The sequence below is a fragment of the Pseudomonas syringae genome, assembly GCF_002157375.1.
In the GTDB taxonomy this organism is placed as follows: domain Bacteria; phylum Pseudomonadota; class Gammaproteobacteria; order Pseudomonadales; family Pseudomonadaceae; genus Aquipseudomonas; species Aquipseudomonas syringae_T.
The window spans coordinates 131,104-157,984 of the sequence record NZ_MTSA01000002.1 but is presented as its reverse complement, the minus strand read 5'-3'; the positions used below and the strand labels follow the sequence as shown (position 1 = coordinate 157,984).

29 protein-coding genes are annotated in these 26,881 nt (G+C 61.0%); 23 read left to right on the top strand and 6 right to left on the bottom strand.

The genetic code is table 11. The features are described from left to right. Nucleotides 1-4: 4 nt before the first annotated feature. From BW686_RS02730 to pilG, 3 genes are read right to left on the bottom strand one after another with little or no spacing between them, the layout of a single operon-like run. Entirely contained in the window at nt 5-544 is a 540-nt protein-coding gene (locus tag BW686_RS02730) for a chemotaxis protein CheW (protein WP_084914099.1), read from the bottom strand. A 14-nt stretch (nt 545-558) separates the two neighbouring features. Beyond that, nucleotides 559-924 carry a twitching motility response regulator PilH gene (pilH, locus tag BW686_RS02725; protein WP_005888349.1) on the bottom strand — a complete coding sequence of 122 codons (366 nt, stop codon included), beginning with the start codon at nt 922-924 and terminating at the stop codon, nt 559-561. A 46-nt stretch (nt 925-970) separates the two neighbouring features. Beyond that, nucleotides 971-1,381 carry a twitching motility response regulator PilG gene (gene pilG / locus BW686_RS02720; RefSeq protein WP_084914309.1) on the bottom strand — a complete coding sequence of 137 codons (411 nt, stop codon included), beginning with the start codon at nt 1,379-1,381 and terminating at the stop codon, nt 971-973. Between the two features lie 245 nt (nt 1,382-1,626). Between pilG and gshB the strand changes: the two genes are divergently transcribed. The 7 genes from gshB to BW686_RS02685 all read left to right on the top strand — a co-directional run bounded on the left by gshB (nt 1,627) and on the right by BW686_RS02685 (nt 7,827). Continuing rightward, on the top strand, nt 1,627-2,586 hold the full coding sequence (gene gshB, locus BW686_RS02715; RefSeq protein ID WP_084914098.1) for a glutathione synthase: 960 nt from the start codon (nt 1,627-1,629) through the stop codon (nt 2,584-2,586). 196 nt (nt 2,587-2,782) lie between these two features. Next, on the top strand, nt 2,783-3,685 hold the full coding sequence (locus BW686_RS02710) for an energy transducer TonB (protein WP_084914097.1): 903 nt from the start codon (nt 2,783-2,785) through the stop codon (nt 3,683-3,685). 75 nt (nt 3,686-3,760) lie between these two features. After that, nucleotides 3,761-4,333 (top strand): YqgE/AlgH family protein, encoded by a 573-nt coding sequence (locus BW686_RS02705; RefSeq protein ID WP_084914096.1) that lies wholly within the window; start codon nt 3,761-3,763, stop codon nt 4,331-4,333. Then, on the top strand, nt 4,333-4,773 hold the full coding sequence (gene ruvX / locus BW686_RS02700) for a Holliday junction resolvase RuvX (RefSeq protein WP_084914095.1): 441 nt from the start codon (nt 4,333-4,335) through the stop codon (nt 4,771-4,773). The genes BW686_RS02705 and ruvX overlap by 1 nt, the downstream gene beginning before the upstream one ends. Nucleotides 4,774-5,028: 255 nt before the next feature. Then, nucleotides 5,029-5,541 (top strand): bifunctional pyr operon transcriptional regulator/uracil phosphoribosyltransferase PyrR, encoded by a 513-nt coding sequence (gene pyrR, locus BW686_RS02695; protein ID WP_084914094.1) that lies wholly within the window; start codon nt 5,029-5,031, stop codon nt 5,539-5,541. A gap of 13 nt (nt 5,542-5,554) precedes the next feature. Beyond that, nucleotides 5,555-6,559, top strand: a complete 1,005-nt coding sequence (locus BW686_RS02690) for an aspartate carbamoyltransferase catalytic subunit (protein ID WP_084914093.1) — start codon at nt 5,555-5,557, stop codon at nt 6,557-6,559. Then, nucleotides 6,556-7,827 (top strand): dihydroorotase, encoded by a 1,272-nt coding sequence (locus BW686_RS02685; RefSeq protein WP_084914092.1) that lies wholly within the window; start codon nt 6,556-6,558, stop codon nt 7,825-7,827. Before BW686_RS02690 ends, BW686_RS02685 begins: the two co-directional genes overlap by 4 nt. Before the next feature lie 81 nt (nt 7,828-7,908). Here the strand turns inward: BW686_RS02685 and BW686_RS02680 are convergent, their stop codons facing one another. Further along, a complete protein-coding gene (locus BW686_RS02680; protein ID WP_084914091.1) occupies nt 7,909-8,313 on the bottom strand; it encodes an NINE protein in 405 nt (134 codons plus the stop codon). A gap of 250 nt (nt 8,314-8,563) precedes the next feature. Between BW686_RS02680 and BW686_RS02675 the strand changes: the two genes are divergently transcribed. Continuing rightward, nucleotides 8,564-9,235 (top strand): C40 family peptidase, encoded by a 672-nt coding sequence (locus BW686_RS02675; protein ID WP_084914090.1) that lies wholly within the window; start codon nt 8,564-8,566, stop codon nt 9,233-9,235. A gap of 90 nt (nt 9,236-9,325) precedes the next feature. Here the strand turns inward: BW686_RS02675 and BW686_RS02670 are convergent, their stop codons facing one another. Continuing rightward, nucleotides 9,326-10,360 (bottom strand): type IV pilus twitching motility protein PilT, encoded by a 1,035-nt coding sequence (locus BW686_RS02670; RefSeq protein ID WP_084914089.1) that lies wholly within the window; start codon nt 10,358-10,360, stop codon nt 9,326-9,328. A 55-nt stretch (nt 10,361-10,415) separates the two neighbouring features. Between BW686_RS02670 and BW686_RS02665 the strand changes: the two genes are divergently transcribed. The 8 genes from BW686_RS02665 (at nt 10,416) to BW686_RS02625 (ending at nt 17,156) form a co-directional block, all read left to right on the top strand. Further along, nucleotides 10,416-11,102 (top strand): YggS family pyridoxal phosphate-dependent enzyme, encoded by a 687-nt coding sequence (locus tag BW686_RS02665; RefSeq protein WP_084914088.1) that lies wholly within the window; start codon nt 10,416-10,418, stop codon nt 11,100-11,102. 22 nt (nt 11,103-11,124) lie between these two features. Continuing rightward, the gene (gene proC, locus BW686_RS02660; RefSeq protein ID WP_084914087.1) at nt 11,125-11,943 is read left to right on the top strand and encodes a pyrroline-5-carboxylate reductase; all 819 of its coding nucleotides are present in this window, start codon (nt 11,125-11,127) and stop codon (nt 11,941-11,943) included. 25 nt (nt 11,944-11,968) lie between these two features. Beyond that, nucleotides 11,969-12,559: a YggT family protein gene (locus BW686_RS02655; RefSeq protein ID WP_084914086.1), complete on the top strand. Its 591-nt coding sequence runs from the start codon at nt 11,969-11,971 to the stop codon at nt 12,557-12,559. Between the two features lie 658 nt (nt 12,560-13,217). Further along, nucleotides 13,218-14,357: a homoserine O-succinyltransferase MetX gene (metX, locus tag BW686_RS02645; RefSeq protein WP_084914085.1), complete on the top strand. Its 1,140-nt coding sequence runs from the start codon at nt 13,218-13,220 to the stop codon at nt 14,355-14,357. 7 nt (nt 14,358-14,364) lie between these two features. Further along, nucleotides 14,365-14,985, top strand: coding sequence for a methionine biosynthesis protein MetW (gene metW, locus BW686_RS02640; RefSeq protein ID WP_084914084.1), 621 nt, complete (start codon nt 14,365-14,367; stop codon nt 14,983-14,985). 30 nt (nt 14,986-15,015) lie between these two features. Then, nucleotides 15,016-15,612 (top strand): RdgB/HAM1 family non-canonical purine NTP pyrophosphatase, encoded by a 597-nt coding sequence (gene rdgB / locus BW686_RS02635; protein WP_032632841.1) that lies wholly within the window; start codon nt 15,016-15,018, stop codon nt 15,610-15,612. Beyond that, entirely contained in the window at nt 15,609-16,823 is a 1,215-nt protein-coding gene (gene hemW / locus BW686_RS02630; protein ID WP_084914083.1) for a radical SAM family heme chaperone HemW, read from the top strand. Before rdgB ends, hemW begins: the two co-directional genes overlap by 4 nt. 9 nt (nt 16,824-16,832) lie before the next feature. Beyond that, nucleotides 16,833-17,156, top strand: coding sequence for a DUF3392 domain-containing protein (locus tag BW686_RS02625; RefSeq protein ID WP_084914082.1), 324 nt, complete (start codon nt 16,833-16,835; stop codon nt 17,154-17,156). An 87-nt stretch (nt 17,157-17,243) separates the two neighbouring features. Here BW686_RS02625 and ilvD read toward each other — a convergent pair whose 3' ends face one another. Next, the gene (gene ilvD / locus BW686_RS02620) at nt 17,244-19,091 is read right to left on the bottom strand and encodes a dihydroxy-acid dehydratase (RefSeq protein WP_084914081.1); all 1,848 of its coding nucleotides are present in this window, start codon (nt 19,089-19,091) and stop codon (nt 17,244-17,246) included. Between the two features lie 339 nt (nt 19,092-19,430). Between ilvD and alaC the strand changes: the two genes are divergently transcribed. The 7 genes from alaC (at nt 19,431) to otnI (ending at nt 26,752) form a co-directional block, all read left to right on the top strand. Then, on the top strand, nt 19,431-20,639 hold the full coding sequence (gene alaC, locus BW686_RS02615) for an alanine transaminase (protein WP_084914080.1): 1,209 nt from the start codon (nt 19,431-19,433) through the stop codon (nt 20,637-20,639). 172 nt (nt 20,640-20,811) lie between these two features. After that, entirely contained in the window at nt 20,812-21,267 is a 456-nt protein-coding gene (locus BW686_RS02610; protein WP_084914079.1) for a YkgJ family cysteine cluster protein, read from the top strand. 225 nt (nt 21,268-21,492) lie between these two features. After that, nucleotides 21,493-22,398, top strand: coding sequence for an L-threonate dehydrogenase (gene ltnD, locus BW686_RS02605; protein ID WP_084914078.1), 906 nt, complete (start codon nt 21,493-21,495; stop codon nt 22,396-22,398). 10 nt (nt 22,399-22,408) lie between these two features. Then, on the top strand, nt 22,409-23,698 hold the full coding sequence (gene otnK, locus BW686_RS02600) for a 3-oxo-tetronate kinase (RefSeq protein ID WP_084914077.1): 1,290 nt from the start codon (nt 22,409-22,411) through the stop codon (nt 23,696-23,698). Further along, on the top strand, nt 23,698-24,336 hold the full coding sequence (gene otnC, locus BW686_RS02595; protein ID WP_084914076.1) for a 3-oxo-tetronate 4-phosphate decarboxylase: 639 nt from the start codon (nt 23,698-23,700) through the stop codon (nt 24,334-24,336). The genes otnK and otnC overlap by 1 nt, the downstream gene beginning before the upstream one ends. Before the next feature lie 144 nt (nt 24,337-24,480). Next, complete coding sequence (locus BW686_RS02590) at nt 24,481-25,938, top strand: GntT/GntP/DsdX family permease (protein ID WP_084914075.1); 1,458 nt, start codon at nt 24,481-24,483, stop codon at nt 25,936-25,938. 22 nt (nt 25,939-25,960) lie between these two features. Then, nucleotides 25,961-26,752: a 2-oxo-tetronate isomerase gene (gene otnI, locus BW686_RS02585; RefSeq protein WP_084914074.1), complete on the top strand. Its 792-nt coding sequence runs from the start codon at nt 25,961-25,963 to the stop codon at nt 26,750-26,752. Nucleotides 26,753-26,881: the final 129 nt, after the last annotated feature.

Sequence of the window (26,881 nt, the reverse complement as noted above, 5' to 3'; positions counted from 1 at the left end):
GAGCCTAAGATGCCAGGTCCATGAACTCCGCAGACTGCACCACCGCCCAAGGGCTGAACACCTGCCACGCCTGCTCGCGAATAAATTGCCCACGCAGGAATGGCACGATGCCTTGGTCGACGTCTTGCGGGGTCTGAGGTATGAGGCTCAACTGACTGAAACGTTGCATGCCGAACACCTCGTCAACCAGCAAACCGGCAAACACGTCGTTGTGTTCGACCACCAGCACCCGCCGTTGCTTGCGCGCCGTCGCCGGTTCGAGGCCGAAGAATCCGCACAGGTCCATGAGCGGCAACAACCGGCCACGCAAGTTGGCAACGCCCGCCACCCAGGACTTTACGCCGGGCATCACCGCATGACGGGGTTCATGAAGAATTTCGGCAATTTCGCCGATGGGCGCCACAAAACGCTGCTCGCCCATCCGGAACCCGATTCCGACCCAGTCCTGCTGATGGGCTTCCTGCAACGGCAGACCCGCCGCCAGCGAACGACAGCGTCGGTCCATGTCCAGCAACAATTCAAAGGCGGTACGTGGCTCGGCCATGACGATTCCGGCAATCAGCCGGCCAGCACCGCGTTCAGGGTTTTCATCAGGGTTTCTTCATCCACCGGCTTGGTCAGGTAATCCTGCGCGCCCTGGCGCTTGCCCCAGACCTTGTCGGTTTCCTGATCCTTGGTGGTGATCATGATCACCGGGATCATGCTGGTGTCGGGGTCTTTGGTCAGCTGACGCGTGGCCTGAAAACCGTTGAGCCCCGGCATGACGATGTCCATCAGCACGGCGTCGGGCTTTTCCTGGCGGGCCAGGGCCACGCCATCAGCGCCGTTTTCGGCCTTGAGCACTTCATGACCGTACTTTTCAAGCATGCCGGTGAGTTTGTACATTTCGGTCGGCGAGTCATCGACGATCAATATTCGAGCCATGGGTGTTCCCCGTCAGTTTACGAGCGCGCGACATCAGGCGCGGGCATCACGATAGATGTTGTTCTGCGGCAACGAAGCCCGGCACATGGGCCTTGATTGCGTTGAGCAGTTCTTCCTTGCTGAAAGGCTTTGTCAGAAACTGGTCGGAACCGACGATCCGCCCTTTGGCCTTGTCGAACAGGCCGTCCTTGGAGGACAGCATGATGACCGGCGTTGACTTGAATGCGCGGTTGTTCTTGATCAGTGCGCAGGTCTGATAACCGTCCAGACGCGGCATCATGATATCGACGAATATGATGCGCGGGTGGTTATCGGCAATCTTGGCCAGTGCGTCGAAACCGTCTATTGCGGTGATGACTTCACAGCCTGCGTTTTTAAGCAACGTTTCGGCGGTGCGGCGGATGGTCTTCGAGTCATCGATGACCATGACTTTCAATGCGGAGGCGTGTTGTTCCATAAGCTGCTCTTCCATCGCCGCAGCGAATTGTTGCGCATTCTGCGAGGCACTGAGAGCCTGACGGTATCGCTTCATCGATCCAAAAGGATTGAAGCCCGGATGCGCAGTCTTTTTAGCACACTCTCCAGACTCAATCCATAAAGTGCGCCGTGGCGGACCTGCCCCTTGACCGGGAGCAATCGGAACGCCACCCTGATGCCAATTTTATGGCCGTCACGGCCTTTACCGATCAGAGGATATTGCCCATGAGCGTTCGCCTAGGGATTGTCATGGACCCCATTGAGCGCATCTCCTATAAAAAGGACAGCTCGCTGGCCATGCTCCTTGCCGCACAGGATCGCGGCTGGTCGCTGTTCTACATGGAACAGAAAGACCTGTACCAGAATGCAGGCCAGGCCCGGGCGCGCATGAAGCCGCTCAAGGTGTTTGCCGACCCGGCCAAATGGTTTGAATTCGACGCTGAAGTCGACGCCGGCCTGGACGATCTGGACGTGATCCTGATGCGCAAGGATCCGCCCTTCGACATGGAATTCGTCTACGCCACTTACCTGCTGGAGCAGGCAGAGCGCGCTGGCGTGCTGGTGGTCAACAAGCCGCAGAGCCTGCGTGACTGCAACGAAAAGCTGTTTGCCACGCTGTTTCCGCAGTGTACCCCGCCGACGCTGGTCAGCCGCCGCGCCGACATCATTCGCGAGTTTGCCGAGCAGCAGGGCGACGTGATCCTCAAGCCGCTGGACGGCATGGGGGGCGCGTCGATCTTCCGTCACCGTGCGGGTGATCCGAACCTGTCGGTGATCCTCGAAACCCTGACGGCCCACGGCACCCAGCAGATCATGGCGCAGGGCTACCTGCCAGCCATCAAGGACGGCGACAAGCGCATCCTGATGGTCGATGGCGAGCCGGTGCCTTACTGCCTGGCACGCATCCCCGCAGCAGGCGAAACCCGTGGCAATCTGGCAGCCGGTGGCCGTGGCGAAGCCCGTCCGCTGAGCGACAAGGACCGCTGGATCGCCGAACAGATCGGCCCGACCCTGCGTGAAAAAGGCCTGTTGTTCGTCGGCCTCGACGTGATCGGTGAGCACCTGACCGAGATCAACGTCACCAGCCCGACCTGCATCCGCGAAATCGACAACGCCTACGGCACCAATATCGGTGGCCTGTTAATGGATGCCATCGAGAAGAAACTGGAAGCACGCAAGGCCTGAGACACCCGGAGCTGGGCATTTTGTGGGAGCGGACTGTTACATAACGACGAGCGCCACTGGCCGCGGGTCAAGCCCTACGCCACGTGGTCCCTTCGTCTGATCCGCAGCAAAGTTACACCGCACATTGCGTTATCATGCGCCACCTGTGACACGACACGGATTTTGACATGCAGGCTGACGAGATGCTGAACCGCCGATGACATCCATGGCCCGAAACGACCTCCCCCTCGAACTCTCCACTGTGGGTGTGCGCCCTGCCGATCGTCTGGGTTTCACCCTGATGATCGCCGCGCTGATCCACCTTGCGGTGATCCTTGGCGTGGGCTTCACCTACGTCAAGCCGGAGCAGATCTCGCAGACGCTGGAAATCACCCTCGCCACCTTCAAGAGCGAAGAAAAGCCCAAACAGGCGGATTTTCTGGCGCAGGACGATCAGCAAGGCAGCGGCACCCTCGACAAGGCCGAGACGCTCAAGACCACTGAACTGGCGCCTTATCAGGACACCAAGGTCAACAAGGTCACTCCGCCTCCGGCCAGCAAACCGGTGGTCAGGCAGGAGGCGCCCAAGACGGCCGTGGCAACCACCGCGCCCAGCCAGCAGAAAACCGTTGCCAAGCGCGAAGAGGTCAAGCCCGAACCGACCACCAAGGCCGCGCCGACCTTTGACAGTGCGGAACTGAGCAACGAGATTGCCAGCCTGGAAGCCGAACTGTCGACCGAGCAGCAGGCATACGCCAAGCGCCCTAAAATCCATCGCCTCAACGCAGCCTCGACCATGCGCGACAAAGGTGCCTGGTACAAGGACGACTGGCGCAAAAAGGTCGAACGGGTCGGAAACCTGAACTACCCTGAAGAAGCACGCCGCAAGCAGATATACGGCAATTTGCGACTTCTTGTGTCGATCAATCGGGACGGTTCGTTGTACGAAGTGCTGGTGCTGGAATCATCGGGGCAACCGTTGCTTGACCAGGCCGCTCAGCGAATCGTGCGTCTGGCCGCGCCTTTTGCGCCGTTCACCGGCGATCTGGCAGACATCGACCGACTCGAGATCATTCGCACCTGGAAATTTGCACGCGGCGACAAACTGTCGAGCAACTGACATTTTTGCCAACGGACACCCGACACGTATAAGTGCCAGTTGTCAGGCCAGTAACACAACGCCACACTAGGACTCATGAAAAAAGTCTCTCCGAGTTATCTCAAGCATCAGTTCCTGATCGCCATGCCCCACATGCACGACGAGAACTTTGCTCAGACCTTGACCTACGTTGTCGAGCATAACGCCAATGGCGCAATGGGGCTGGTGATCAACCGCCCGCAAAGCCTGTCGCTGGCGGATGTGCTTGAGCAATTGCGACCGGAGCTTCCTGCGCCCAGGCACTGCCAGGAAATAGCCATACATTCCGGTGGCCCGGTGCAGACCGACCGTGGCTTTGTCCTGCACCCCAGTGGCCAGATGTTTCAGGCCACGGTCGCGCTGCCGGGCGGAATCTCGTTGTCCACTTCGCAGGATGTGCTGTTTTCCATCGCCGACGGCTATGGGCCTGATCAAAATGTGATCACCCTGGGCTATGCGGGATGGGACGCCGGCCAACTGGATGCCGAGATGGCTGACAATGCCTGGCTGACCTGCTCGTTCGACCCGGCCATTCTGTTCGATGTCGAGAGTGATCAGCGCCTCGACGCCGCAGCCAGACGCCTGGGCGTGAACCTCAGCCTTATCTCGACTCAGGCAGGACACGCTTGATGGCCGCTTTACGGCTGCTGCTGGGCATCGATTACGGCACCAAACAAATCGGCGTTGCCGTCGGCCAGGCCATCACCGGCCAGGCGCGTGAGCTGTGTACGCTCAAGGCACAGAACGGCGTACCGGACTGGGACAAGGTTCAGGCGCTCATCACCGAATGGAAACCTGACGCCATTGTGGTCGGCCTGCCATTGAACATGGACGGTACGCCCAGCGACATGAGCGCCCGCGCCGAGAAGTTTTCGCGCAAACTCAACGGTCGCTTTGGCGTGACGGTCTACACCCACGACGAACGCCTGACGACCTTCGAGGCCAAGGGCGAGCGCATGGCGCGCGGCGGCCAGAAAGGCAGCTATCGCGACAACCCGGTGGATGCCATCGCCGCCGCACTGCTGCTGCAAGGCTGGCTGGACGAGCACCCCGAACTGCTGAATGTGTGACTTTTAAAGCCCATACCGCTTCGAGATAACCGGATTCCACGTTACCGCTTGAGCAATGCGCCACGGACCAGACTGTAAAAACGTCACGAGCGAAGGCAAGACAAAGCAAAAACAGGCGAAAAACGGCCGGGGTCGCGACCGACTCCAGGTGTTCTAAATGAGCATTTTTCGCCTGTTTTTTAACGCAGTATTGCCAAGCGCGGTAGTTTTTACACAGTCAGGGAAGGGCGCTGCCCGAGCCTCAAAGGAGCAACCATGAGCCTGCCAAATCCCGCCGAGCTGATTCGTCAGATGGCCACTGACCTGAACGCTCATCTGAGCAAACGCGGCATCAGCGATCCTCGTTTCATCGGCATTCGCACTGGCGGCGTGTGGGTCGCTCAGGCGCTGCTCGAGGCGCTGGACAATCCGTCGCCCCTTGGCACCCTAGACGTCTCGTTCTATCGCGATGATTTCAGCCAGAACGGCCTGCACCCTCAGGTGCGTCCTTCGGAATTGCCGTTCGAGATCGAAGGGCAGCACCTGGTGCTGATCGATGACGTGCTGATGAGTGGCCGTACCATTCGCGCTGCGCTCAACGAGCTGTTCGATTACGGCCGACCGGCCAGCGTCACGCTGGTCTGCCTGCTGGACCTGGACGCTGGCGAACTGCCGATCCGCCCGAACGTGGTCGGCGCGACCCTGTCGCTGGCACCGCACGAACGCATCAAGCTGTCCGGCCCCGAGCCGCTGGCGCTTGAACTTCAAGACCTCTCCACCGCCCTTTAAAGAGTCCATTGCGATGACGCCTCTCGACGCCAAGCGCCCGCTGCAGCTCAACCATCAGGGCCAGCTGCGCCATTTTCTGTCTCTGGACGGCTTGCCTCGCGAGCTGCTTACCGAAATCCTCGACACCGCCGACTCGTTTCTAGAGGTGGGCGCACGGGCGGTGAAAAAGGTCCCGTTGTTGCGCGGCAAGACGGTGTGCAACGTATTCTTCGAAAACTCGACGCGCACCCGGACCACCTTCGAACTGGCGGCCCAGCGGCTGTCGGCCGACGTGATCACCCTGAACGTTTCGACCTCGTCCACCAGCAAGGGCGAAACGCTGTTCGACACCCTGCGCAACCTCGAAGCGATGGCCGCCGACATGTTCGTGGTGCGCCACGCCGACTCGGGCGCGGCGCACTTCATTGCCGAACACGTATGCCCTGATGTCGCAATCATCAACGGCGGTGACGGCCGGCATGCTCACCCGACCCAAGGCATGCTCGACATGCTGACGATCCGCCGTCACAAGGGCGGTTTCGAGAACCTTTCGGTGGCCATCGTCGGCGATATCCTGCATTCGCGCGTGGCGCGCTCCAACATGATTGCGCTCAAGGCGCTGGGTTGCCCGGACATCCGCGTGATCGGGCCGAAAACCCTGCTGCCGGTCGGCGTCGAGCAGTACGGCGTCAAGGTCTATACCGACCTCAACGAAGGTTTGAAGGATGTGGACGTGGTCATCATGCTGCGCCTGCAACGCGAACGCATGACCGGCGGCCTGCTGCCCAGCGAAGGTGAGTTCTATCGCCTGTTCGGCCTGGCCACCGCTCGCCTCGCAGCCGCGAAGCCGGATGCGATTGTCATGCACCCCGGCCCGATCAACCGGGGCGTGGAAATCGAGTCGGCGGTGGCCGACGGCGCGCATTCGGTGATTCTCAATCAAGTGACCTACGGCATCGCAATCCGCATGGCAGTGCTGTCCATGGCCATGAGCGGACAAAACGCACAACGCCAATTCGAACAGGAGCACGCCCAGTGAAGCTCAGCATACTCGGCGCTCGCGTCATCGATCCGGTCAGCGGGCTGGATCAGATTACCGACCTGCACATCGAAGCAGGCAAGCTCTGCGCCATCGGCGCCGCACCGGCCGGATTCGAACCGACCCAGACCATTGACGCCACCGGGCTGATCGCCGCACCGGGCCTGGTCGACCTCAACGTTGCCCTGCGTGAGCCCGGCTATAGCCGTAAAGGCAGCATCGCCAGTGAAACCCGCGCAGCCGTCGCCGGCGGCGTGACCAGCGTATGCTGCCCGCCGCAGACCAAACCGGTGCTCGACACCTCGGCGGTGGCCGAGTTGATCCTGGACCGCGCCCGCGAAGCCGGTTTCAGTAAAGTGTTCCCCATCGGGGCCTTGAGCAAGGGCCTGGAAGGCGAACAGCTGGCAGAACTGATTGCCCTACGCGACGCAGGCTGTGTGGCGTTCGGCAATGGCCTGAGCAGCTTCAGCAACACCCGCACGCTGTGCCGGGCGCTGGAATACGCGGCCACCTTCGACCTGACGGTGATTTTCAATTCGCAGGACCGGGACCTGGCCGAGGGTGGCCTGGCGCATGACGGCCCGACTGCCGCCTTTCTGGGGCTGGCAGGCATTCCTGAAACGGCCGAAACAGTGGCACTGGCTCGCGACCTGTTACTGGTCGAGCAAAGCGGGGTACGTGCGCATTTCAGCCAGTTGACCAGCGCACGCGGCGCAGCCCTGATCGCTCAGGCCCAGGCGCGCGGGCTGCCGGTGACGGCGGACGTCGCGCTGTACCAGTTGATCCTGACCGATGAAGCGCTGATCGACTTCTCCAGCCTGTATCACGTCCAGCCACCGCTGCGAACCCGCGCTGACCGCGATGGCCTGCGCGAGGCCGTGAAGTCCGGGGTTATCCAGGCAATATCGAGCCATCACCAGCCCCACGAGCGCGACGCCAAGCTGGCACCGTTCGGCGCTACCGAGCCGGGCATCAGCAGCGTGGAATTGCTGTTGCCGCTGGCAATGACACTGGTCGACGACGGCTTGCTGGACCTGCCGACCCTGCTCGCCCGCCTGAGCAGCGGCCCGGCAGAGGCTTTGCGCTTGCCAGCCGGCAAGCTCAGCGCAGGTGCGCCTGCGGACATCGTGCTGTTCGACCCGGCGGCCTCGACCGTCGCCGGTGAGACCTGGCTGTCAAAAGGCGATAACTGCCCTTTCATCGGCCACTGCCTGCCAGGTTCGGTGCGCTACACGCTGGTGGATGGACGGATCAGCTACAGCCGTTGAGCTTAAAGCCTCGGGCTCTCGTTACCGCGCTCTGCGTGGTAACGCCCTTCTGGACGCTCTGCGTCCGGTCTGGGGTGAGCATCACCCGCGCCGGGCGTTCTTTATCGAGATCTGGTCATTCAGCGTCCAGAAGTCATACAGAATGCCCACCAGGAACAACCCACCGGTCAGCAGGTAGATAACGCCCGTTATCCACTTGCCCTGATACATGCGGTGCAGGCCGAACAGACCCAGGAAGGTCAGCAGAACCCACGCCACGCTGTAATCGGTGGAGCCAGGGGTGAAACGCAGGTCCGCCTCGCGGTCCATTGACGGGATCAGAAACAGGTCAATCAGCCAGCCGATTCCAAACAGACCGAACGTAAAGAACCAAAGGGTCCCGGTGACGGGCTTGCCGTAATAGAAACGATGCGCGCCGAGAAACCCGAAAATCCACATCAGGTAACCCATGACCTTGCTGTGCGTGTCAGAACGATAGCCGTTCATTTTTAACCTCTTTGCGCTGATAGAAAAAAATACATAACAAATTTGTGACTTGGTTTCGCCCTTCCGACGTATGGCACTCGAGCCGGTTTTACGCCGCCAACCCCTTGTCGCTAAAGGGATTAGGGATGAAAAGGAAAGAGTCTGTCGCATAAAACGCAACGATACCAGTGTGATGCACTCGACAAATGGGGTCAGATTTTCCGAAAAAGCTGTTATAAAGTTGCGCGCTGACCACTACGAGCCCTGCCGAATGCGTCCTTTTTTCAAGACATGGCTAACCATTTGCCTATTTATGCCACTGGCCGCCCACGCCACCAATCGTGAGCAACAACTTCCTGCGAGCTTCACGGGCTACACCGCCAAAAATCATTCTTCACCGGCACTCGTGACTCGCAATGCACCCAAGGAAGCCACCCCAGTCTCCGTCCAGCCCAAAAATGCTCGCGCCAGCAAGCCGCTGTCGCGCAAGAACGCCCAAAAGGCGGCCTTGCAGGCATCGGCCCCTGCCAAGCAGGGTAATGCCGTTGTGAAACGCGCCTTGCAGGCCGTCGGGACGCCCTATCGCTGGGGCGGCACCACGCCCGGCAAAGGGCTTGATTGCAGCGGGCTGGTCAAATACGCCTACACGGACGTCCGTGAAGTCGACCTGCCGCGCACCTCCAACGCGATGGCCCAGGGTCATGGCCAGACGGTGGACCGCAAGGACCTGAAACCCGGTGATCTGCTGTTCTTCAACATCAAGAGCCGCAACATCAACCACGTGGCCATTTACCTGGGCGACAACAAGTTCGTTCATGCGCCGCGCCGTGGCAAGGCGGTTACTGTCGATACGCTGAACAAACCGTACTGGAACAGTCACTACAAGATCGCCAAGCGCGTGCTGCCCAAGCAGCCAGGACAGATGCGCATCGTCCAGCGCTGATCTGATCCCTGCTTGAAAAAGGGGCCTTGAATTCATTCAAGGCCCCTTTTCGTTTCTCCCTCGACACATCCCCGTCGTGTCAGGTGACCGTCAGAAGTTGTCCGGCACCTTGGCCCGCTCGCGTGCGCTTTCGCGGGTAATCAGGCCCTTCTTGACCAGGTCGGCCAGGCACATGTCCAGCGTCTGCATGCCCACCGATCCACCGGTCTGGATGGACGAATACATCTGCGCCACTTTGTCCTCGCGAATCAGGTTACGGATCGCCGGGGTGCCCATCATGATTTCGTGAGCCGCCACGCGTCCGCCGCCGACCTTCTTGAGCAGCGCCTGCGAAACCACCGCATGCAACGATTCGGACAACATGGAACGGATCATCGACTTTTCCTGAGCCGGAAACACGTCCACGATCCGGTCAATGGTCTTCGCCGCCGAGGTGGTGTGCAGCGTGCCGAACACCAGATGGCCGGTTTCAGCGGCGGTCAGCGCCAGACGAATGGTCTCCAGGTCGCGCATCTCGCCGACCAGAATCACATCCGGGTCTTCACGCAGCGCCGAGCGCAGCGCTTCCGAGAAGCCCAGCGTGTCCCGATGAACCTCACGCTGGTTGATCAGGCACTTCTTGGACTCGTGGACGAATTCAATCGGGTCCTCGATGGTCAGGATATGGTGATGCTTGTTGCAGTTGAGGTAGTCGATCATCGCCGCCAGGGTCGTTGATTTACCTGAACCGGTCGGCCCGGTGACCAGAATCAGGCCTCGCGCCACATCGGTAATCTTCCGAAACACACTGCCCATGCCCAAGTCTTCCATGCTCAGGATTTTCGACGGAATGGTCCGGAAGACTGCGCCTGCGCCGCGATTCTGGTTGAATGCGTTGACACGAAACCGCGCAACACCCGGCACCTCGAAGGAAAAGTCGGTCTCCAGACGCTCCTCGAAATCCTGGCGTTGCTTGTCGTTCATGATGTCGTAGATCAGCGCCTTGACCTCCTTCGCGTCCAGCGGGGGCAGGTTGATGCGCCGCACATCGCCATCGACACGGATCATCGGGGGCAGACCTGCAGAGAGGTGCAAGTCCGACGCGCCCTGTTTGGCACTGAAGGCCAGCAGCTCGGTAATATCCATACAGCTCCTCAATCACATAGAATGCCGCAGACCTTAGCCCTGCTGGCGCAAATCAATGTCCACGATAGCAGCGAACATTTCAACGCTCGAACAGCGAATTCGCGACGCAGCCCACGCGGCCAACCGCGATCCGGCGTCTGTCGGCCTGCTGGCGGTGAGTAAAACCAAACCGGCCAGCGACTTGCGCGAAGCTTACACCGCAGGCTTGCGTGACTTTGGCGAAAATTATTTACAGGAAGCCTTGAGCAAACAGCTCGAATTGGCCGACCTGCCCTTGTGCTGGCACTTCATCGGCCCCATTCAATCGAACAAGACGCGCGCTATCGCCGAGAACTTCGCCTGGGTACATTCCGTGGATCGCCTGAAAATCGCGCAACGCCTGTCCGAGCAACGCCCCGAGGCGCTTGAGCCACTGAACATCTGCATTCAGGTGAACGTCAGTGGCGAAGCCAGCAAATCGGGCTGCACACCTCAGGATCTGCCGGCACTGGCCGCGGCCATCGTCGCATTGCCGCGCCTGAAGCTGCGCGGCCTGATGGCGATTCCTGAACCGACAGACGACCCTGTAACTCAGGCAGCTTCGTTCGCTGCCGTGCGCACCTTGCAGGAACAGTTGAACCTGTCGCTCGACACACTTTCGATGGGCATGAGCCACGACCTGGAAGCCGCCATTGCACAAGGCGCAACCTGGGTGCGTATCGGCACAGCCCTTTTTGGCGCCCGCGACTATGGCCAGCCATAACCCTCCTCACAAGGACCCTTTCATGAGCAAGACCCGTATTGCCTTCGTCGGTGCCGGAAACATGGCCGCCAGCCTGATCGGCGGCCTGCGCGCCCAAGGCGTGGAAGCGGCACTGGTCTGCGCCAGTGCGCCGGGCGCTGAAACCCGCGAACGTATTTCCACCGAACACGGCATCAAGGTGTTTGCGGACAACGCCGAAGCCGTCAAAGGCGCGGACGTCGTGGTGCTGGCGGTCAAGCCGCAGATGATGAAAAACGTCTGCCAGGCGTTGAAGTCCAGCCTCGAACCCCATCAGTTGATTGTCTCGGTTGCGGCTGGCATTACCTGCGCCAGCCTGACTCAATGGCTTGGCGATCAGCCGGTGGTGCGCTGCATGCCCAACACCCCGTCACTGCTACGTCAGGGTGCCAGCGGGCTGTATGCGACCGACAAGGTCACTGCCAAACAACGCGGGCAGGCCGAGCAACTGTTGTCGGCCGTCGGTGTGGCGGTCTGGGTCGAGCAGGAAAAACACATGGACGCGGTAACGGCCGTCTCAGGCAGTGGCCCTGCGTACTTCTTTTTGATGATGGAAGCCATGACGGCGGCAGGTGTGAAACTGGGCCTGCCGGAAGACATCGCGAAAAAGCTGACCCTGCAAACCGCACTGGGCTCGGCGCTGATCGCGACAGGCAGTGATGTGGACGCGGGCGAGCTGCGTCGTCGCGTCGCCTCGCCAGGCGGGACCACCGAAGCCGCCATCAAGGCATTCCAGGCTGGCGGCTTCGAAGCGCTGGTCGAAACGGCGCTGACCGCCGCAGATCACCGTGCAGCCGAGCTGGCTGAACAACTGGGCAAATAATTTTCGGCTTTTCTGGAGCAGATTGATGATCGGATTGAACACCGCTGCAATTTACGTCCTGCAAACGCTCGGCAGTCTGTACCTGCTGATCGTTCTGATGCGCTTCGTGCTGCAACTGGTGCGGGCCAATTTCTATAACCCGCTGTGCCAGTTCATCGTGCGCGCCACACAACCGCTGCTAAAACCGCTGCGACGCATCATTCCCAGCCTGTTCGGGCTGGACATGTCGTCGCTGGTGCTGGCGATCATCGTGCAGATGATCCTGATGGCGCTGACCCTGCTGCTGGTGTTCGGCACCACCGGCGACCCGCTGCACCTGCTGCTCTGGTCGATCATTGGTGTGACGGCGCTGTTCCTGAAGATTTTCTTCTTCGCCCTGATCATCAGCGTGATTCTGTCCTGGGTGGCACCGGCCAGCAGCAACCCTGCCGCTGAACTGGTCAACCAGATCTGCGAACCCGCCCTGGCGCCGTTCCGCAAGATCGTCCCGAACCTGGGCGGCCTGGACATATCGCCGATCCTGGCGTTTCTGGTGCTCAAACTGCTGGACATGCTGGTCATCAACAACCTCGCGGCCATGAGCGCCATGCCGGATGTGCTGCGGTTGTTGATGTAAACATGCCCTGAATCGTCCGGATATTTGTGGGAGCGTCGCCCGGTCCGCTCCCACGGCCTTCGGCCAGAATCAAAAGCGGGCTTTTGTAACGCTGAGCACTGGAGCGTGAGGAACGAGAGGCGTCCGCAAGAACACCTATCGTGCCCATGCTCCGCGTGGGCATGCAGTTCTGGACGCTCCGCGTCCTGCCCCGGACAGGTGGCGCGGCGCAGATCTGTGACGCGGAGCGTCACCCAAGGCATTCCCAAAAATGGGTCGCCTGAACCACCGCCTTCGCGGACAAGTCCGCTCCCACGGCCTTCGGCCAGAATCAAAGCGGGCTTTTGTAACGCTGAGCACTGGAGCGTGAGGAACGAGAGGCGTCCGCAAGAACACCTATCGTGCCCATGCTCCGCGTGGGCATGCAGTTCTGGACGCTCTGCGTCCTGCCCCGGACAGGTGGCGCGGCGCAGATCTGTGACGCGGAGCGTCATTCCCACGCTGGAGCGTGAGGAACAATAGGCGTCCGCAAGAACACCTATCGTGCCCATGCTCCGCGTGGGCATGCAGTTCTGGACGCTCTGCGTCCGATTCTGATTGGCGCGCCGACAACATCCCTTATTGCCGCTGCCCCCCGCGGTCTTTAGACTTACGCCTCATTCACGCGAGAGCAGGGTCGATGCCCACGGTATTCCCTCACGATTCTGTCGGACTGGTCACACCGCAAATGGCACATTTCAGCGAGCCTCTGCCGCTGGCCTGTGGCCGTTCGTTGCCAGCCTATGACCTGATTTACGAAACCTACGGTCAGCTCAATGCTGCACGCAGCAATGCCGTGCTGATCTGTCATGCGCTGTCCGGGCATCATCACGCGGCAGGCTTTCACAGCGCCGACGACCGCAAGCCCGGCTGGTGGGACAGTTGCATCGGTCCCGGCAAGCCTATCGACACCGACAAGTTCTTCGTCGTCAGCCTCAATAACCTGGGCGGCTGCAATGGTTCGACCGGACCCAGCAGCATCGACCCGGAAACCGGCAAGCCTTTCGGCGCCAACTTCCCGGTGTTGACCGTGGAAGACTGGGTCAACAGCCAGGCACGGTTGGCCGATCTGCTGGGCATCGCGCAATGGGCAGCGGTGATCGGCGGCAGTCTGGGCGGGATGCAGGCGCTGCAATGGACCATCAGCTACCCGGATCGGGTGCGTCATTGTCTGGCCATCGCCTCGGCTCCCAAATTGTCGGCGCAGAACATTGCCTTCAACGAAGTGGCGCGGCAGGCGATTCTGACCGACCCGGAATTCCACGGCGGCTCGTTCCAGGAACAGGGTGTGATCCCCAAGCGCGGGCTGATGCTGGCGCGAATGGTCGGGCACATCACTTACCTGTCCGATGACTCGATGGGCGAGAAATTCGGCCGTGGTCTGAAAAGCGAAAAACTCAACTACGACTTCCACAGCGTCGAGTTTCAGGTTGAAAGCTACCTGCGTTATCAAGGTGAAGAGTTTTCCGGGCGTTTCGACGCCAATACCTACCTGTTGATGACCAAAGCACTGGATTACTTCGACCCCGCCGCCAACTTCGATGACGATCTGGCAAAAACGTTCGCCAACGCCACCGCGAAGTTCTGCGTGATGTCGTTCACCACCGACTGGCGTTTCTCGCCGGCCCGCTCGCGGGAACTGGTGGATGCCTTGATGGCGGCCCGCAAGGACGTTTGCTACCTGGAAATCGACGCCCCCCAAGGGCATGACGCTTTCCTGATCCCGATTCCGCGCTACCTGCAGGCTTTCAGTAATTACATGAACCGAATTTCGTTGTGAGGACGCCATGAGAGCCGATCTGGAAATCATCCAGGAATGGATCCCCGCAGGCAGCCGCGTGCTCGACCTGGGCTGCGGCGACGGCGAATTGCTGACCTGGCTGCGCGACCACAAGCAAGTGACCGGCTACGGCCTGGAAAACGACGCAGCCAACATTGCCGAGTGTGTCGCCAAGGGCATCAACGTCATTGAGCAGGATCTCGACAAAGGCCTGGGCAACTTTGCCAGCAACAGCTTCGACGTGGTGGTCATGACCCAGGCCCTGCAAGCTGTGCATTACCCGGACAGAATCCTCGACGAGATGCTGCGTGTCGGTCGCCAGTGCATCATCACGTTCCCGAACTTCGGTCACTGGCGCTGCCGCTGGTATCTGGCCAGCAAGGGGCGCATGCCGGTGTCCGAGTTCCTGCCCTACACCTGGTACAACACGCCGAACATCCACTTCTGCACCTTCGGCGACTTCGAAGAACTGTGCCGCGAGCGGGATGCGCAAGTGCTCGACAGGCTGGCGGTCGATCAGCAACATCGTCACGGCTGGGCCAGCAAACTGTGGCCCAACCTGCTGGGCGAAATCGGCATCTACCGGGTCACCAGCCCTGGGCTGACGGACCACAAGATTGCCATTTAACCGATCGTTTTCAAGCACCACGACAGGCCAATGATGAACCTCACCCAACTCGTACTGGCCAGCCACAACGGCGGCAAACTCAAAGAACTTCAGGCCATGCTTGGTGGCAGCGTGACGTTGCGCTCGGTCAGCGAGTTCAGCCTCGTGGAGCCGGAGGAGACCGGCCTGTCGTTCGTCGAGAACGCGATCCTCAAGGCGCGCAATGCTTCGCGTCTGTCGGGGCTGCCCGCGCTGGCCGATGACTCCGGGCTGGCGGTCGACTTTCTCGGCGGCGCACCGGGTATCTATTCCGCTCGCTATGCCGATGGCCAAGGTGACGCGGCGAACAACGCCAAGCTGCTGGAGGCGCTGAAAGACGTGCCGGACGAGCAGCGCGGCGCGCAGTTCGTCTGCGTATTGGCGCTGGTGCGTCACGCCGACGATCCGTTGCCGATTCTCTGTGAAGGGCTGTGGCACGGGCGCATTCTGCACGCCGCCAGCGGCGAACACGGGTTTGGTTACGACCCGCTGTTCTGGGTGCCGGAGCGCAACTGCTCCAGCGCCGAACTCGGCCCGAGCGAGAAAAACCAGCTCAGCCATCGCGCCCGCGCGATGGTCCTGTTGCGGCAACGCCTGGGCCTGCAATGACCCACGATTCGCCAGCGCAGCCGCTGTTTCTCGGCGAGAGTGGCTTCTCGTCAGAGAGCCCGCGCCCTGCGCTGCCGCACCTGCCACCGTTGTCGCTGTACATCCACATCCCGTGGTGCGTGCGCAAATGCCCGTATTGCGATTTCAACTCGCACACCGCCAGCCCGGTCTTGCCGGAACAGGAATACGTCGACGCCCTGCTCGCCGACCTGGACCTTGACCTGCCGCACGTCTATGGCCGCGAGCTGCAATCGATTTTCTTCGGCGGCGGCACGCCGAGCCTGTTCAGCGCCGACGCGCTGGGGCGTCTGCTCAAGGGCGTGGAACAGCGCATTCGCTTTGCCAGCGACATCGAAATAACGCTCGAAGCCAACCCCGGCACCTTCGAGCAGGCCAAATTCAGCGCCTATCGCGGGTTGGGCATCAATCGGCTGTCCATCGGCATTCAAAGCTTTCAGGAGTCCAAACTCAAGGCGCTGGGCCGGATTCACAACGGCGACGAAGCAATTCGCGCCGCCGACATGGCGCGGCAGGCCGGTTTCGACAACTTCAATCTGGACCTGATGCACGGCCTGCCAGACCAGTCTCAGGACGAAGCGCTGGACGATTTGCGCCAGGCCATCGCCCTCGCGCCGACTCACCTGTCCTGGTATCAGCTGACCCTGGAGCCCAACACGGTGTTCTGGAATCAGCCCCCGGTTTTGCCCGAAGACGACATTCTTTGGGATATTCAGGAAACCGGGCAGCAGTTGCTGGCCACTCACGGTTACGCACAGTACGAAGTGTCGGCTTATGCACAGCCCGGCAAACCGGCGCGGCACAACCTCAACTACTGGGCGTTCGGCGATTTCATCGGCATCGGCGCGGGTGCGCACGGCAAGTTGAGCCACCCGGACGGGCGCATCATGCGGACCTGGAAGACCCGGCTGCCGAAGGATTACCTGAACCCGGGCAAGCCGTTTCAGGCCGGTGCCAAGCTGTTGCCGCTGGACGAATTGCCGTTTGAATTCCTGATGAATGCGTTGCGACTGACAAATGGTGTGGACGCTGCGTTATTTCGTGAAAGAACGGGTCTAAGCCTCGATTCGCTCGCCGAGGCACGCCGACAGGCCGAACAAAAGGGTCTGCTGCACAAGGACCCGACACGTCTGATCGCCACGCCACAAGGCCAGTTGTTCCTCAATGACCTGCTGCAATACTTTCTGATCTAAGGACCCTGCATGGATTTCGTACTCGATTTGCTCGCCACCGTTTCGCGCTGGAGTCGCAGCAATCTTTCGGAAATCGCCCTCGCATTGGTGGGCTGCCTGCTGGTGCTATTCGGCGCAGACATCAAAGGCTGGATCGAACAACGCATCAGCAGCATGACCGGCGCCATACGCATCCCGCTCATTGCCCTGCTGTGCGCAGTCGGCAGCGGCGCGGCACTGATCTACGCCACACCGTGGGTAGTGCGCGGCCTCAGCCAGTTCAACAATTACAGCCTGGCACCGGTGCTGTTGGTGGTGCTGGTGTTGATCGGGGTGATTGCCGACCGCAAGTAAAAGGCCCGTTTCAATCGCGTCGACGTGAAACCCCTGTCAACAAAAAGCCCGGCATCTCTGCCGGGCTTTTGCGTTTACCGATGCAGATCAAGGCACCAGCTTGTCCAGCAGAGCCTTGTCACGCACCGCGCCCTTGTCGGCACTGGTCGCCAGCAGGGCGTAAGCCTTGAGCGCGGTGGTCACTTTACGTGGACGCGACTCGACCGGCTTCCAGCCTTTTTTGTCCTGTTCGGCACGACGTTCGGCCATCTCAGCGTCGTCGATCATCAGGTTGATCGAGCGATTCGGGATGTCGATCAGCACTTTGTCGCCATCGCGGACCAGACCGATCGCACCGCCCGCCGCCGCTTCCGGCGAGGCGTGACCGATGGACAGGCCAGACGTACCGCCCGAGAAACGGCCATCGGTGAGCAGCGCGCAGTCCTTGCCCAGGCCTTTGGATTTCAGGTACGAGGTCGGGTAGAGCATTTCCTGCATGCCCGGGCCGCCTTTCGGGCCTTCGTAACGAATGATGACGATGTCACCGGCCTTCACTTCGTCAGCGAGAATCCCGCGCACGGCGCTGTCCTGGCTTTCGAAAATCTTGGCGTTGCCCTCGAAGACGTGGATCGACTCATCAACGCCCGCGGTTTTCACCACGCAACCATCCAGCGCGATGTTGCCGTACAGCACGGCCAAGCCACCTTCTTGCGAATAGGCATGCTCGACGCTGCGGATACAGCCGTTTTCACGGTCGTCATCCAGGCTCTCCCAACGGGTCGACTGGCTGAACGCGGTCTGCGTCGGGATGCCCGCAGGGCCTGCCTTGAAGAAGGTATGCACGGCTTCATCGTCAGTCTGGGTGATGTCCCATTTGGCGATGCCTTCAGCCAGCGTCTTGCTGTGTACGGTCGGCAGGTCGGTGTGCAGCAAGCCACCGCGCGCCAGCTCGCCGAGAATGCTGAAGATCCCGCCTGCGCGGTGTACGTCTTCCATGTGGTACTTCTGGATGTTCGGCGCAACCTTGCACAGTTGCGGAACCTTGCGTGACAGACGGTCGATGTGGCGCAGGTCGAAGTCGATCTCGGCTTCCTGAGCCGCCGCCAGCAAGTGCAGGATGGTGTTGGTCGAGCCACCCATCGCGATGTCCAGCGTCATGGCGTTTTCGAACGCCTTGAAGTTGGCGATGTTGCGCGGCAACACCGACTCGTCGTTTTCCTTGTAGTACTGCCGGCACAGGTCAACGATGGTGCGGCCAGCCTGCAGGAACAGTTGCTCGCGGTCGCTGTGGGTGGCGAGTGCAGACCCGTTGCCCGGCAACGCCAGGCCCAGCGCTTCGGTCAGGCAGTTCATCGAGTTGGCGGTGAACATGCCCGAGCAGGAACCGCACGTCGGGCAGGCGCTGCGCTCGTACTCGGCGACTTTTTCGTCGCTGGCGGTCGAGTCGGCAGCGATGACCATCGCGTCGACCAGGTCCAGGCCGTGGCTGGCCAGCTTGGTCTTGCCCGCTTCCATTGGCCCGCCAGACACGAAGACCACCGGGATATTGAGGCGCAGTGCCGCCATCAGCATGCCGGGGGTGATTTTGTCACAGTTGGAAATGCACACGATGGCGTCGGCGCAGTGCGCATTGACCATGTACTCGACCGAGTCGGCAATGATCTCGCGGCTCGGCAGCGAATAAAGCATGCCGTCGTGACCCATTGCGATGCCGTCATCGACCGCAATGGTGTTGAATTCCTTGGCCACGCCACCGGCGCGTTCGACTTCACGAGCGACCAGTTGGCCCATGTCCTTGAGGTGGACGTGGCCCGGTACGAACTGGGTGAAGGAGTTGGCAATGGCGATGATCGGTTTCTTGAAGTCTTCGTCCTTCATGCCCGTAGCGCGCCACAGGGCACGGGCGCCGGCCATGTTGCGGCCGTGGGTGGACGTTTTCGAGCGGTAATCAGGCATTGGAACACTCCGGCAAAAATAGGGCTGATCAGGGAAGGGAGTGAGCTTCTATTGACGTCGCGGGCGTGCGGCAGTGACCGCAGGCAGCGAAGAAACCGAACACCACGGGATCACCGTGTACTCGGCCTGAGCTCATAAACCCGCCGGGGGATGACTGGCGATGAATAGCGCGATTCTACACCGCCGATACCGTTTGGTGGGGGCCGAATGTCGTTGCCGGTGGCTCGTTCGAAATCTCTGTAGACAAAACGTCATCAGCGCATTTATCTTCGTCGCCAGGCCGCCTCATGTGGCCGCGTCGCTCGGACGGTTCCGGGCGCTTACGTTTGCGAGATACTCATGGCTGACCAAGGTTCGCCGCGCCGCTTTGCGCGCATTGATCGACTCCCCCCTTACGTGTTCAACATCACCGCCGAGCTGAAAATGGCAGCGCGCCGTCGTGGTGAAGACATTATCGACTTGAGCATGGGCAACCCCGACGGGGCCACACCGCCGCACATTGTCGAAAAACTGGTCACTGTCGCCCAGCGCGAAGACACCCACGGCTACTCCACCTCACGCGGCATTCCACGCCTGCGCCGCGCCATTTCCAACTGGTACAAGAAACGCTACGAGGTCGATATCGACCCCGAAAGCGAAGCCATTGTGACCATCGGTTCCAAGGAAGGCCTGGCGCACCTGATGCTCGCCACGCTGGATCAGGGCGATACGGTGCTGGTGCCCAACCCCAGCTACCCGATCCACATCTACGGTGCAGTGATTGCCGGCGCCCAGGTGAGGTCGGTGCCGCTGGTGCCGGGTGTGGATTTCTTCGCCGAGCTGGAAAAGGCCATTCGCGGCTCGATTCCCAAACCGAAGATGATGATTCTCGGTTTCCCGTCCAACCCGACCGCGCAGTGCGTGGAACTGGACTTTTTCGAACGGGTGGTGGCATTGGCCAAACAGTACGACGTGCTGGTGGTGCATGATCTGGCCTACGCCGACATCGTCTACGACGGCTGGAAAGCCCCGTCGATCATGCAGGTGCCCGGCGCCAAGGACATCGCCGTGGAGTTCTTCACCCTGTCCAAGAGCTACAACATGGCGGGCTGGCGGATCGGTTTCATGGTCGGTAACCCGGAGCTGGTCAACGCGCTGGGCCGTATCAAGAGCTATCACGACTACGGCACATTCACGCCGCTGCAGGTCGCAGCCATTGCGGCGCTGGAGGGTGATCAGCAATGCGTGCTCGACATTGCCGAGCAGTATCGCCAACGCCGCAACGTGCTGGTCAAAGGGCTGCACGAACTCGGCTGGATGGTCGAAAACCCCAAAGCGTCGATGTATGTCTGGGCGAAGATTCCTGAAGCGTACGCGCACCTCGGCTCGCTGGAGTTCGCCAAGAAGCTGCTGGCCGAAGCCAAGGTCTGTGTCTCGCCGGGCATCGGTTTCGGCGAGTACGGCGACGACCATGTGCGCTTTGCACTGATCGAGAATCAGGACCGCATCCGCCAGGCCGTGCGCGGCATCCGCAGCATGTTCAGGGCCGACAACAAGCTCAAGCCCTGAGTCAGACGCACGCACCGTTCACGCCTGCTGACTGGACACCTTCGGCAGGCGTGGCGGTCGTCTCGGGTGACCGCCACGATACCGACAGTCGCCTCGGCAATTTTTACTTACTGCAAAGGGCCGCGGACCGGTATGATCGCGCGCCCCGATACACCCGGAATTCTGAAATAAAATGAAACCCACCTTGATCGCCGCCGCAGAACTCGACCGCATCGACACCTGGGCCAAGTACTCCAGCCATATGTGCGGAGGCTGCATCTCCAGCTGCTGCACATTGCCGGTAGAAGTGAAGATCAAGGACCTGATCCGCATCGGCATCGTCGATGAGTTCGAGCGCGGCGACCCGGCGAAGAACATCGCCAAGCGGCTGCAGAAAGAAGGCATCGTCGAGCGCTACAACCAGAAGTCGGAAATCTTCACGTTGCAACGCATGAGCAACAACGACTGCCTGTACCTGGACCGCAAAAGCCGTCTGTGTACCATCTACGACAAGCGCCCGGACACCTGCCGCAACCACCCGAAAATCGGGCCGCGCCCCGGTTATTGCGCGTACAAGCCCAAAGAGGTCGTGCGTCAGGAAAGCGGTTCGCTGAAGAACGCCACCAGCGCGCCAGTGCCGAAATTCTGATTCGTCACCCACGATGCGACGCGTCGATATCAGGCACTTCCAATCAAGCCCCGGTCAGGGGCTTTTTTGTGGGCGATGGAAAAAGCCTATCGATGTTAAATTTTGTTAGAAATAAAAATACTTCACATTATTTACCTATTGATTCACTATCGTATTCACAGATCAGAACAATAACGCTCGAATGCCGGCGTCACAGGCATCGGCACTGACGTTGAGGATTACTGCATGAACACCAAGAATGTGGGCGTTATCGGCCTTGGCGCGATGGGCCTGGGCATTGCCCGCTCGTTGCTGCGCAGCGGCTTCAATGTGCATGCGTGCGACGTGCGCACCAGCGTGACCGAGGCGTTCGCCCAGGAAGGCGGTGTTGCCTGCCCATCCCCGGCCAGCATGGCCGCGGCCTGCGACGTGATCATCACCGTGGTGGTCAATGCCGAGCAGACTGAAACCGTCCTGTTCGGTGAAAACGGTGCCATCGCGGCCTTGCGTCCGGGCAGCCTGGTGATCGGCTGCGCCACCGTCGCGCCGACCTTCGCAGTCGAACTCGGCGAACGCCTTGCAGCACAGAACCTGCTGTACCTCGATGCCCCGATTTCCGGCGGCGCAGCCAAAGCTGCCGCTGGCCAGATGACCATGATGACTTCCGGCCCGGCCGAGTCCTACGCCAAAGCTGAAGCCGTCCTCAACGGCATGGCCGGCAAGGTCTATCGTCTGGGCGACGTTCACGGGCTAGGCTCGAAAGTCAAAATCATCAACCAGTTACTGGCCGGCGTGCATATCGCTGCCAGTGCCGAAGCGATGGCGCTCGGCCTGCGTGAAGGCGTCGACGCCGATGCGCTGTACGAAGTGATCACCAACAGTGCCGGTAACTCGTGGATGTTTGAAAACCGCGTGCCGCACATCCTCAATGCCGATTACACACCCCTGTCGGCTGTGGACATCTTCGTCAAGGACCTGGGCCTGGTGCTGGATACCGCACGCAGCAGCAAATTCCCGCTGCCGCTGTCGGCCACGGCGCACCAGATGTTCATGCAGGCGTCCAGCGCCGGTTTCGGTCGCGAAGACGACTCGGCGGTGATCAAGATTTTCCCGGGCATCGAACTGCCTAAAGCCAAGCCGGAAAAAGCCTGAGGAGCGAACGATGAGCCTGAATAACGCTCGCCCGCTGCTGGGCTGCATTGCCGACGATTTCACTGGCGCGACCGACCTTGCCAACATGCTGGTGCGGGGCGGTATGCGCACCGTGCAGAGCATCGGCATCCCCAGCGCCGAAATGGCTGCGGGCCTGGACGCCGACGCGATCGTCATCGCCCTCAAGTCGCGCACCACGCCGACTGCCGACGCGGTCGCCGAATCCCTCGCAGCACTGGAATGGCTGCGCGAGCGCGGCTGCGAGCAGATCTTCTTCAAGTATTGCTCGACCTTCGATTCGACCGCCGCAGGCAACATCGGCCAGGTCAGCGAAGCGCTGCTGGAACAACTGGGCAGTGATTTCACCCTGGCCTGCCCGGCGTTCCCGGAAAACGGCCGTACGATTTTCCGGGGTCACCTGTTCGTTCAGGACCAGTTGCTCAGCGAATCGGGCATGCAGAACCATCCGCTGACACCGATGACCGATGCCAATCTGGTGCGCGTGCTGCAAGCGCAGACCACTCATAAAGTCGGCTTGCTGCGCTACGACACGATTGCCAAAGGCGTGGACAGCGTACGCAGCAAAATGGCCGAGCTGCGCGCCGACGGTGTGAGCATGGCGATTGCCGATGCCCTGTCGGACGCCGACCTGTACACGCTGGGCGAAGCCTGTGCCGACCTGCCACTGCTGACCGGCGGTTCGGGGCTGGCGCTGGGCTTGCCAGGCAACTTCCGCAAGGCCGGCAAGCTGCGTGATATCGATGCGGCCAAACAGATTGCTATCAGCGGCGGCGACGTGGTGCTGGCGGGCAGCGCTTCGGTGGCCACCAACGGCCAGGTCGCCGCGTGGGTGGAAGCCGGTCGCCCTGCGTTGCGCCTCAACCCGCTGGAGCTGGCCGCAGGCAAACCGGTGGTCGAACAGGCGCTGGCGTTTGCCAGAGACGCCGGGCAAACCGTGCTGATCTACGCCACCAGCACGCCGGATGAAGTCAAAGCCGTGCAGAACGAGTTGGGTGTAGAGCGCTCCGGCGCGATGGTCGAAGCCGCTTTGGGCGAGATCGCCAAAGGTTTGATGGACGCTGGCGTGCGCCGCTTCGTGGTGGCCGGAGGCGAGACCTCCGGCGCAGTGGTGCAGGCGCTGGGCGTGCAATTGCTGCAGATCGGCGCACAGATCGATCCGGGCGTTCCTGCCACCGTCAGCAGCGGCGCGCAACCGCTGGCTCTGGCGCTGAAATCCGGCAACTTCGGCGCACGCGACTTCTTCGCCAAGGCCCTCAAGCAACTGGCGGGGGAAGCCTGATGATCGATGAAAACGCACTGCGCCAGGAAATCTGCGACGTCGGCCGGCTGCTCTACGGCCGCGGCTATACGGTCGGCAGCGCGGGCAACATCAGCGCGCGCCTTGATGATGGCTGGCTGATCACACCGACTGACGCCTGCCTGGGCCGCATGGACCCGGCAGACATCGCCAAGGTCAATCTGGTCGGTGAATGGGTGTCGGGCAGCAAGCCATCCAAGACCCTGGCGCTGCACCGCGAAGTCTACGACCGCAACCCTGAAGTCGGCGGCGTGGTGCATACCCACTCGACGCATCTTGTGGCGCTGACCCTGGCAGGCGTGTGGCGCGAGGACGACATTCTGCCGCCGCTGACGCCTTATCAGGTGATGAAAGTCGGGCACATCCCGCTGATCGCTTACGAACGCCCCGGCTCGCCAAAAGTCGCCGAGCGCGTGGCGCAACTGGCCAACAGTGTGCGCGGCGTGATGCTCGAACGTCTCGGCCCGGTGGTCTGGGAAAGCTCGGTGGCCAAGGCCTGCTATGCCCTGGAAGAGCTGGAAGAAACCGCGCGCCTGTGGCTGATGAGCAACCCCAAACCTGCACCGCTGGACCCGACAGCGCTGGAGGAATTGCGTCAGGTGTTCGGCGCGAAGTGGTAAACGGGCACCCACTGATCGAGAGGCGCCTCGCGCCTCCCGACCGAAAAACAATAACAAAATAACAACAGGAATCGAGAGCATGACTCACCTCTACCCCGCTGTTTCGCTGTCAGTCTTTACCCTCAATGACCGGAGTACACAGGCATGACGCCGCTCATGTTGATGGTCGTGGCCGGTGCGGGCATCGCACTGCTGCTGTTCCTGGTGCTCAAGTACAAATTCCAGCCCTTCGTTGCCTTGATGCTGGTCAGCATCATCGTGGCGCTGGTCGCGGGTGTTAAGCCGGCCGATCTGGTCGCCACCATTGAAGGCGGCATGGGCAAGACCCTCGGCCACATTGCGATCATCATCGCGCTGGGCGCGATGATCGGGCGCATTATCGAGCTGTCGGGCGGGGCTGAAGCACTGGCCAAAACCCTGATCAATCGTTTCGGCAACAAGCGCACGCCGCTGGCGCTGACCATCGCCGGCTTCATGGTCGGCATTCCGGTCTTCTTCGAGGTCGGCGTGATCATCCTCATGCCACTGGCCTATGGCGTGGCACGGGCGGCGCGCAAGCCGTTGCTGATTTTTGCGCTGCCGATGTGTGCTGCGCTGCTGGCGGTGCATGCGTTTCTGCCCCCGCACCCCGGAGCCGTCGCTGCGGCCAGTCAGTTGGGCGCGGACCTGGGTCGCGTGCTGATGCTGGGTATCCCGATTGTCGCGGTACTGTGCATGATCGGTTACTTCGTGGCAGGCCGCATGACCCGCAAAACCTACCCGATGACCGACGACATTCGTGCCGAGGTCTACGGTTCACACGTCACCAACGAAGACCTGGAAGCCTGGGCACGCAATGACTATTCCGGCGTGCGGGAAGCGACCGAAACCAGAACCCTGGGCGCCGAAGAAAGCGCCAGCAGCCTGGCGAGCAAACTGCCGCCAGCGCCTGCACCGGGCTTCGGGCTGATCATTGCGCTGATTCTGTTGCCGATCGTATTGATTCTAATGGGCACGCTGGCGACGACCCTGCTGCCGGCAACGTCCACGCTGCGCGCAGTGCTGACAGTGCTCGGGGCACCGCTGGTTGCGCTGTTGATCGACACGTTGCTCTGCGCCTGGCTGCTGGGTTCGCGTCGTGGCTGGAGCCGTTCTCAGGTGTCAGACGTAATCGGTTCGGCCCTGCCCGGTGTGGCCATGGTGATTCTGATCGCGGGTGCCGGTGGCGTGTTCGGCAAGGTGCTGGTCGATACCGGCATCGGTGCGGTGGTCTCCGAGGCGCTGCGCAATACCGGTCTGCCGGTACTGGCGCTGGGCTTCCTGCTGACGCTGTTGCTGCGTGCGGTTCAGGGTTCGACCACCGTCGCGCTGGTCACCACCGCCGGTATTCTCAGCCCGCTGATCGCCACCCTGGACCTGAGCGCCAACCATCTGGCCCTGTTGTGCCTGGCGATGGGCGGTGGCGGTCTGGCCATGTCGCACATCAACGACGCCGGTTACTGGATGTTCACCAAGCTGGCGGGCCTCAACGTCGCCGACGGCTTGCGCACCTGGACCGTGCTGGTCACGCTGCTCGGCACACTGGGCTTCGTGATCACCCTGCTGCTTTGGCCATTCGTCTGACCCTTTGAAGACTGGAGTTAACATGCCTCGTTTTGCCGCCAACCTCAGCATGCTGTACCCGCAGCATGATTTTCTTGAGCGCTTTGCCGCAGCCGCCGCCGATGGTTTCGGCGCGGTCGAGTATCTGTTTCCTTATGCCTACACGCCGCAGGAACTCAAACAGCGCCTGAGCGACAACGGCCTGGTGCAGGCGCTGTTCAACGCCCCGCCGGGCGACTGGGATGCTTGCGAGCGAGGCATTGCGACACTGCCGGGCCGCGAGGCGGAATTTCGCAGCGGCCTCGAACGCGCGCTGGAATATGCGCAGGTGCTGGGCAATGACCGCGTGCATGTAATGGCCGGGCTGCTGCCCAACGAGGATTTGCGTGAGCGCCATCAGGCGGTCTACCTGGAAAACCTGGCGTTCGCGGCAGAGCAGGCCAAAGCTGTTGGCGTCACGATCCTGATCGAACCGATCAACACCCGTGACATGCCGGGCTTCTTTCTCAATCGTCAGGATCAGGCGCAGGACATTTGCAAGCTGGTGGGTGCCGATAACCTGAAGGTTCAGTTCGATTGCTACCACTGCCAGATCGTCGAAGGCGACCTGACCAGTAAACTGCGCCGCGACTTTGCAGGCATCGGCCACATCCAGATCGCGGGCGTTCCGGATCGCAACGAGCCGAACCTCGGCGAGCTGAATTACGAGCACCTGTTCAACGTCATCGACGAACTGGGCTACACCGGCTGGATCGGCTGCGAATACCGCCCGAAAGGCGACACCAGCGAAGGCCTCGCGTGGCTGCGGGCGTTGCAGTCGAAAAGCTGTTTATGAACATTGTGGGAGTGTGCTTGCTCGCGAAGGCTCCGATCCAGCCAGCAGAATAAGGCTCCAATATCGGCGTCTGCGTGATCACACTCACTACCACAGTAATCTGTAACTGTCGTGCCAACGCGAAAATCG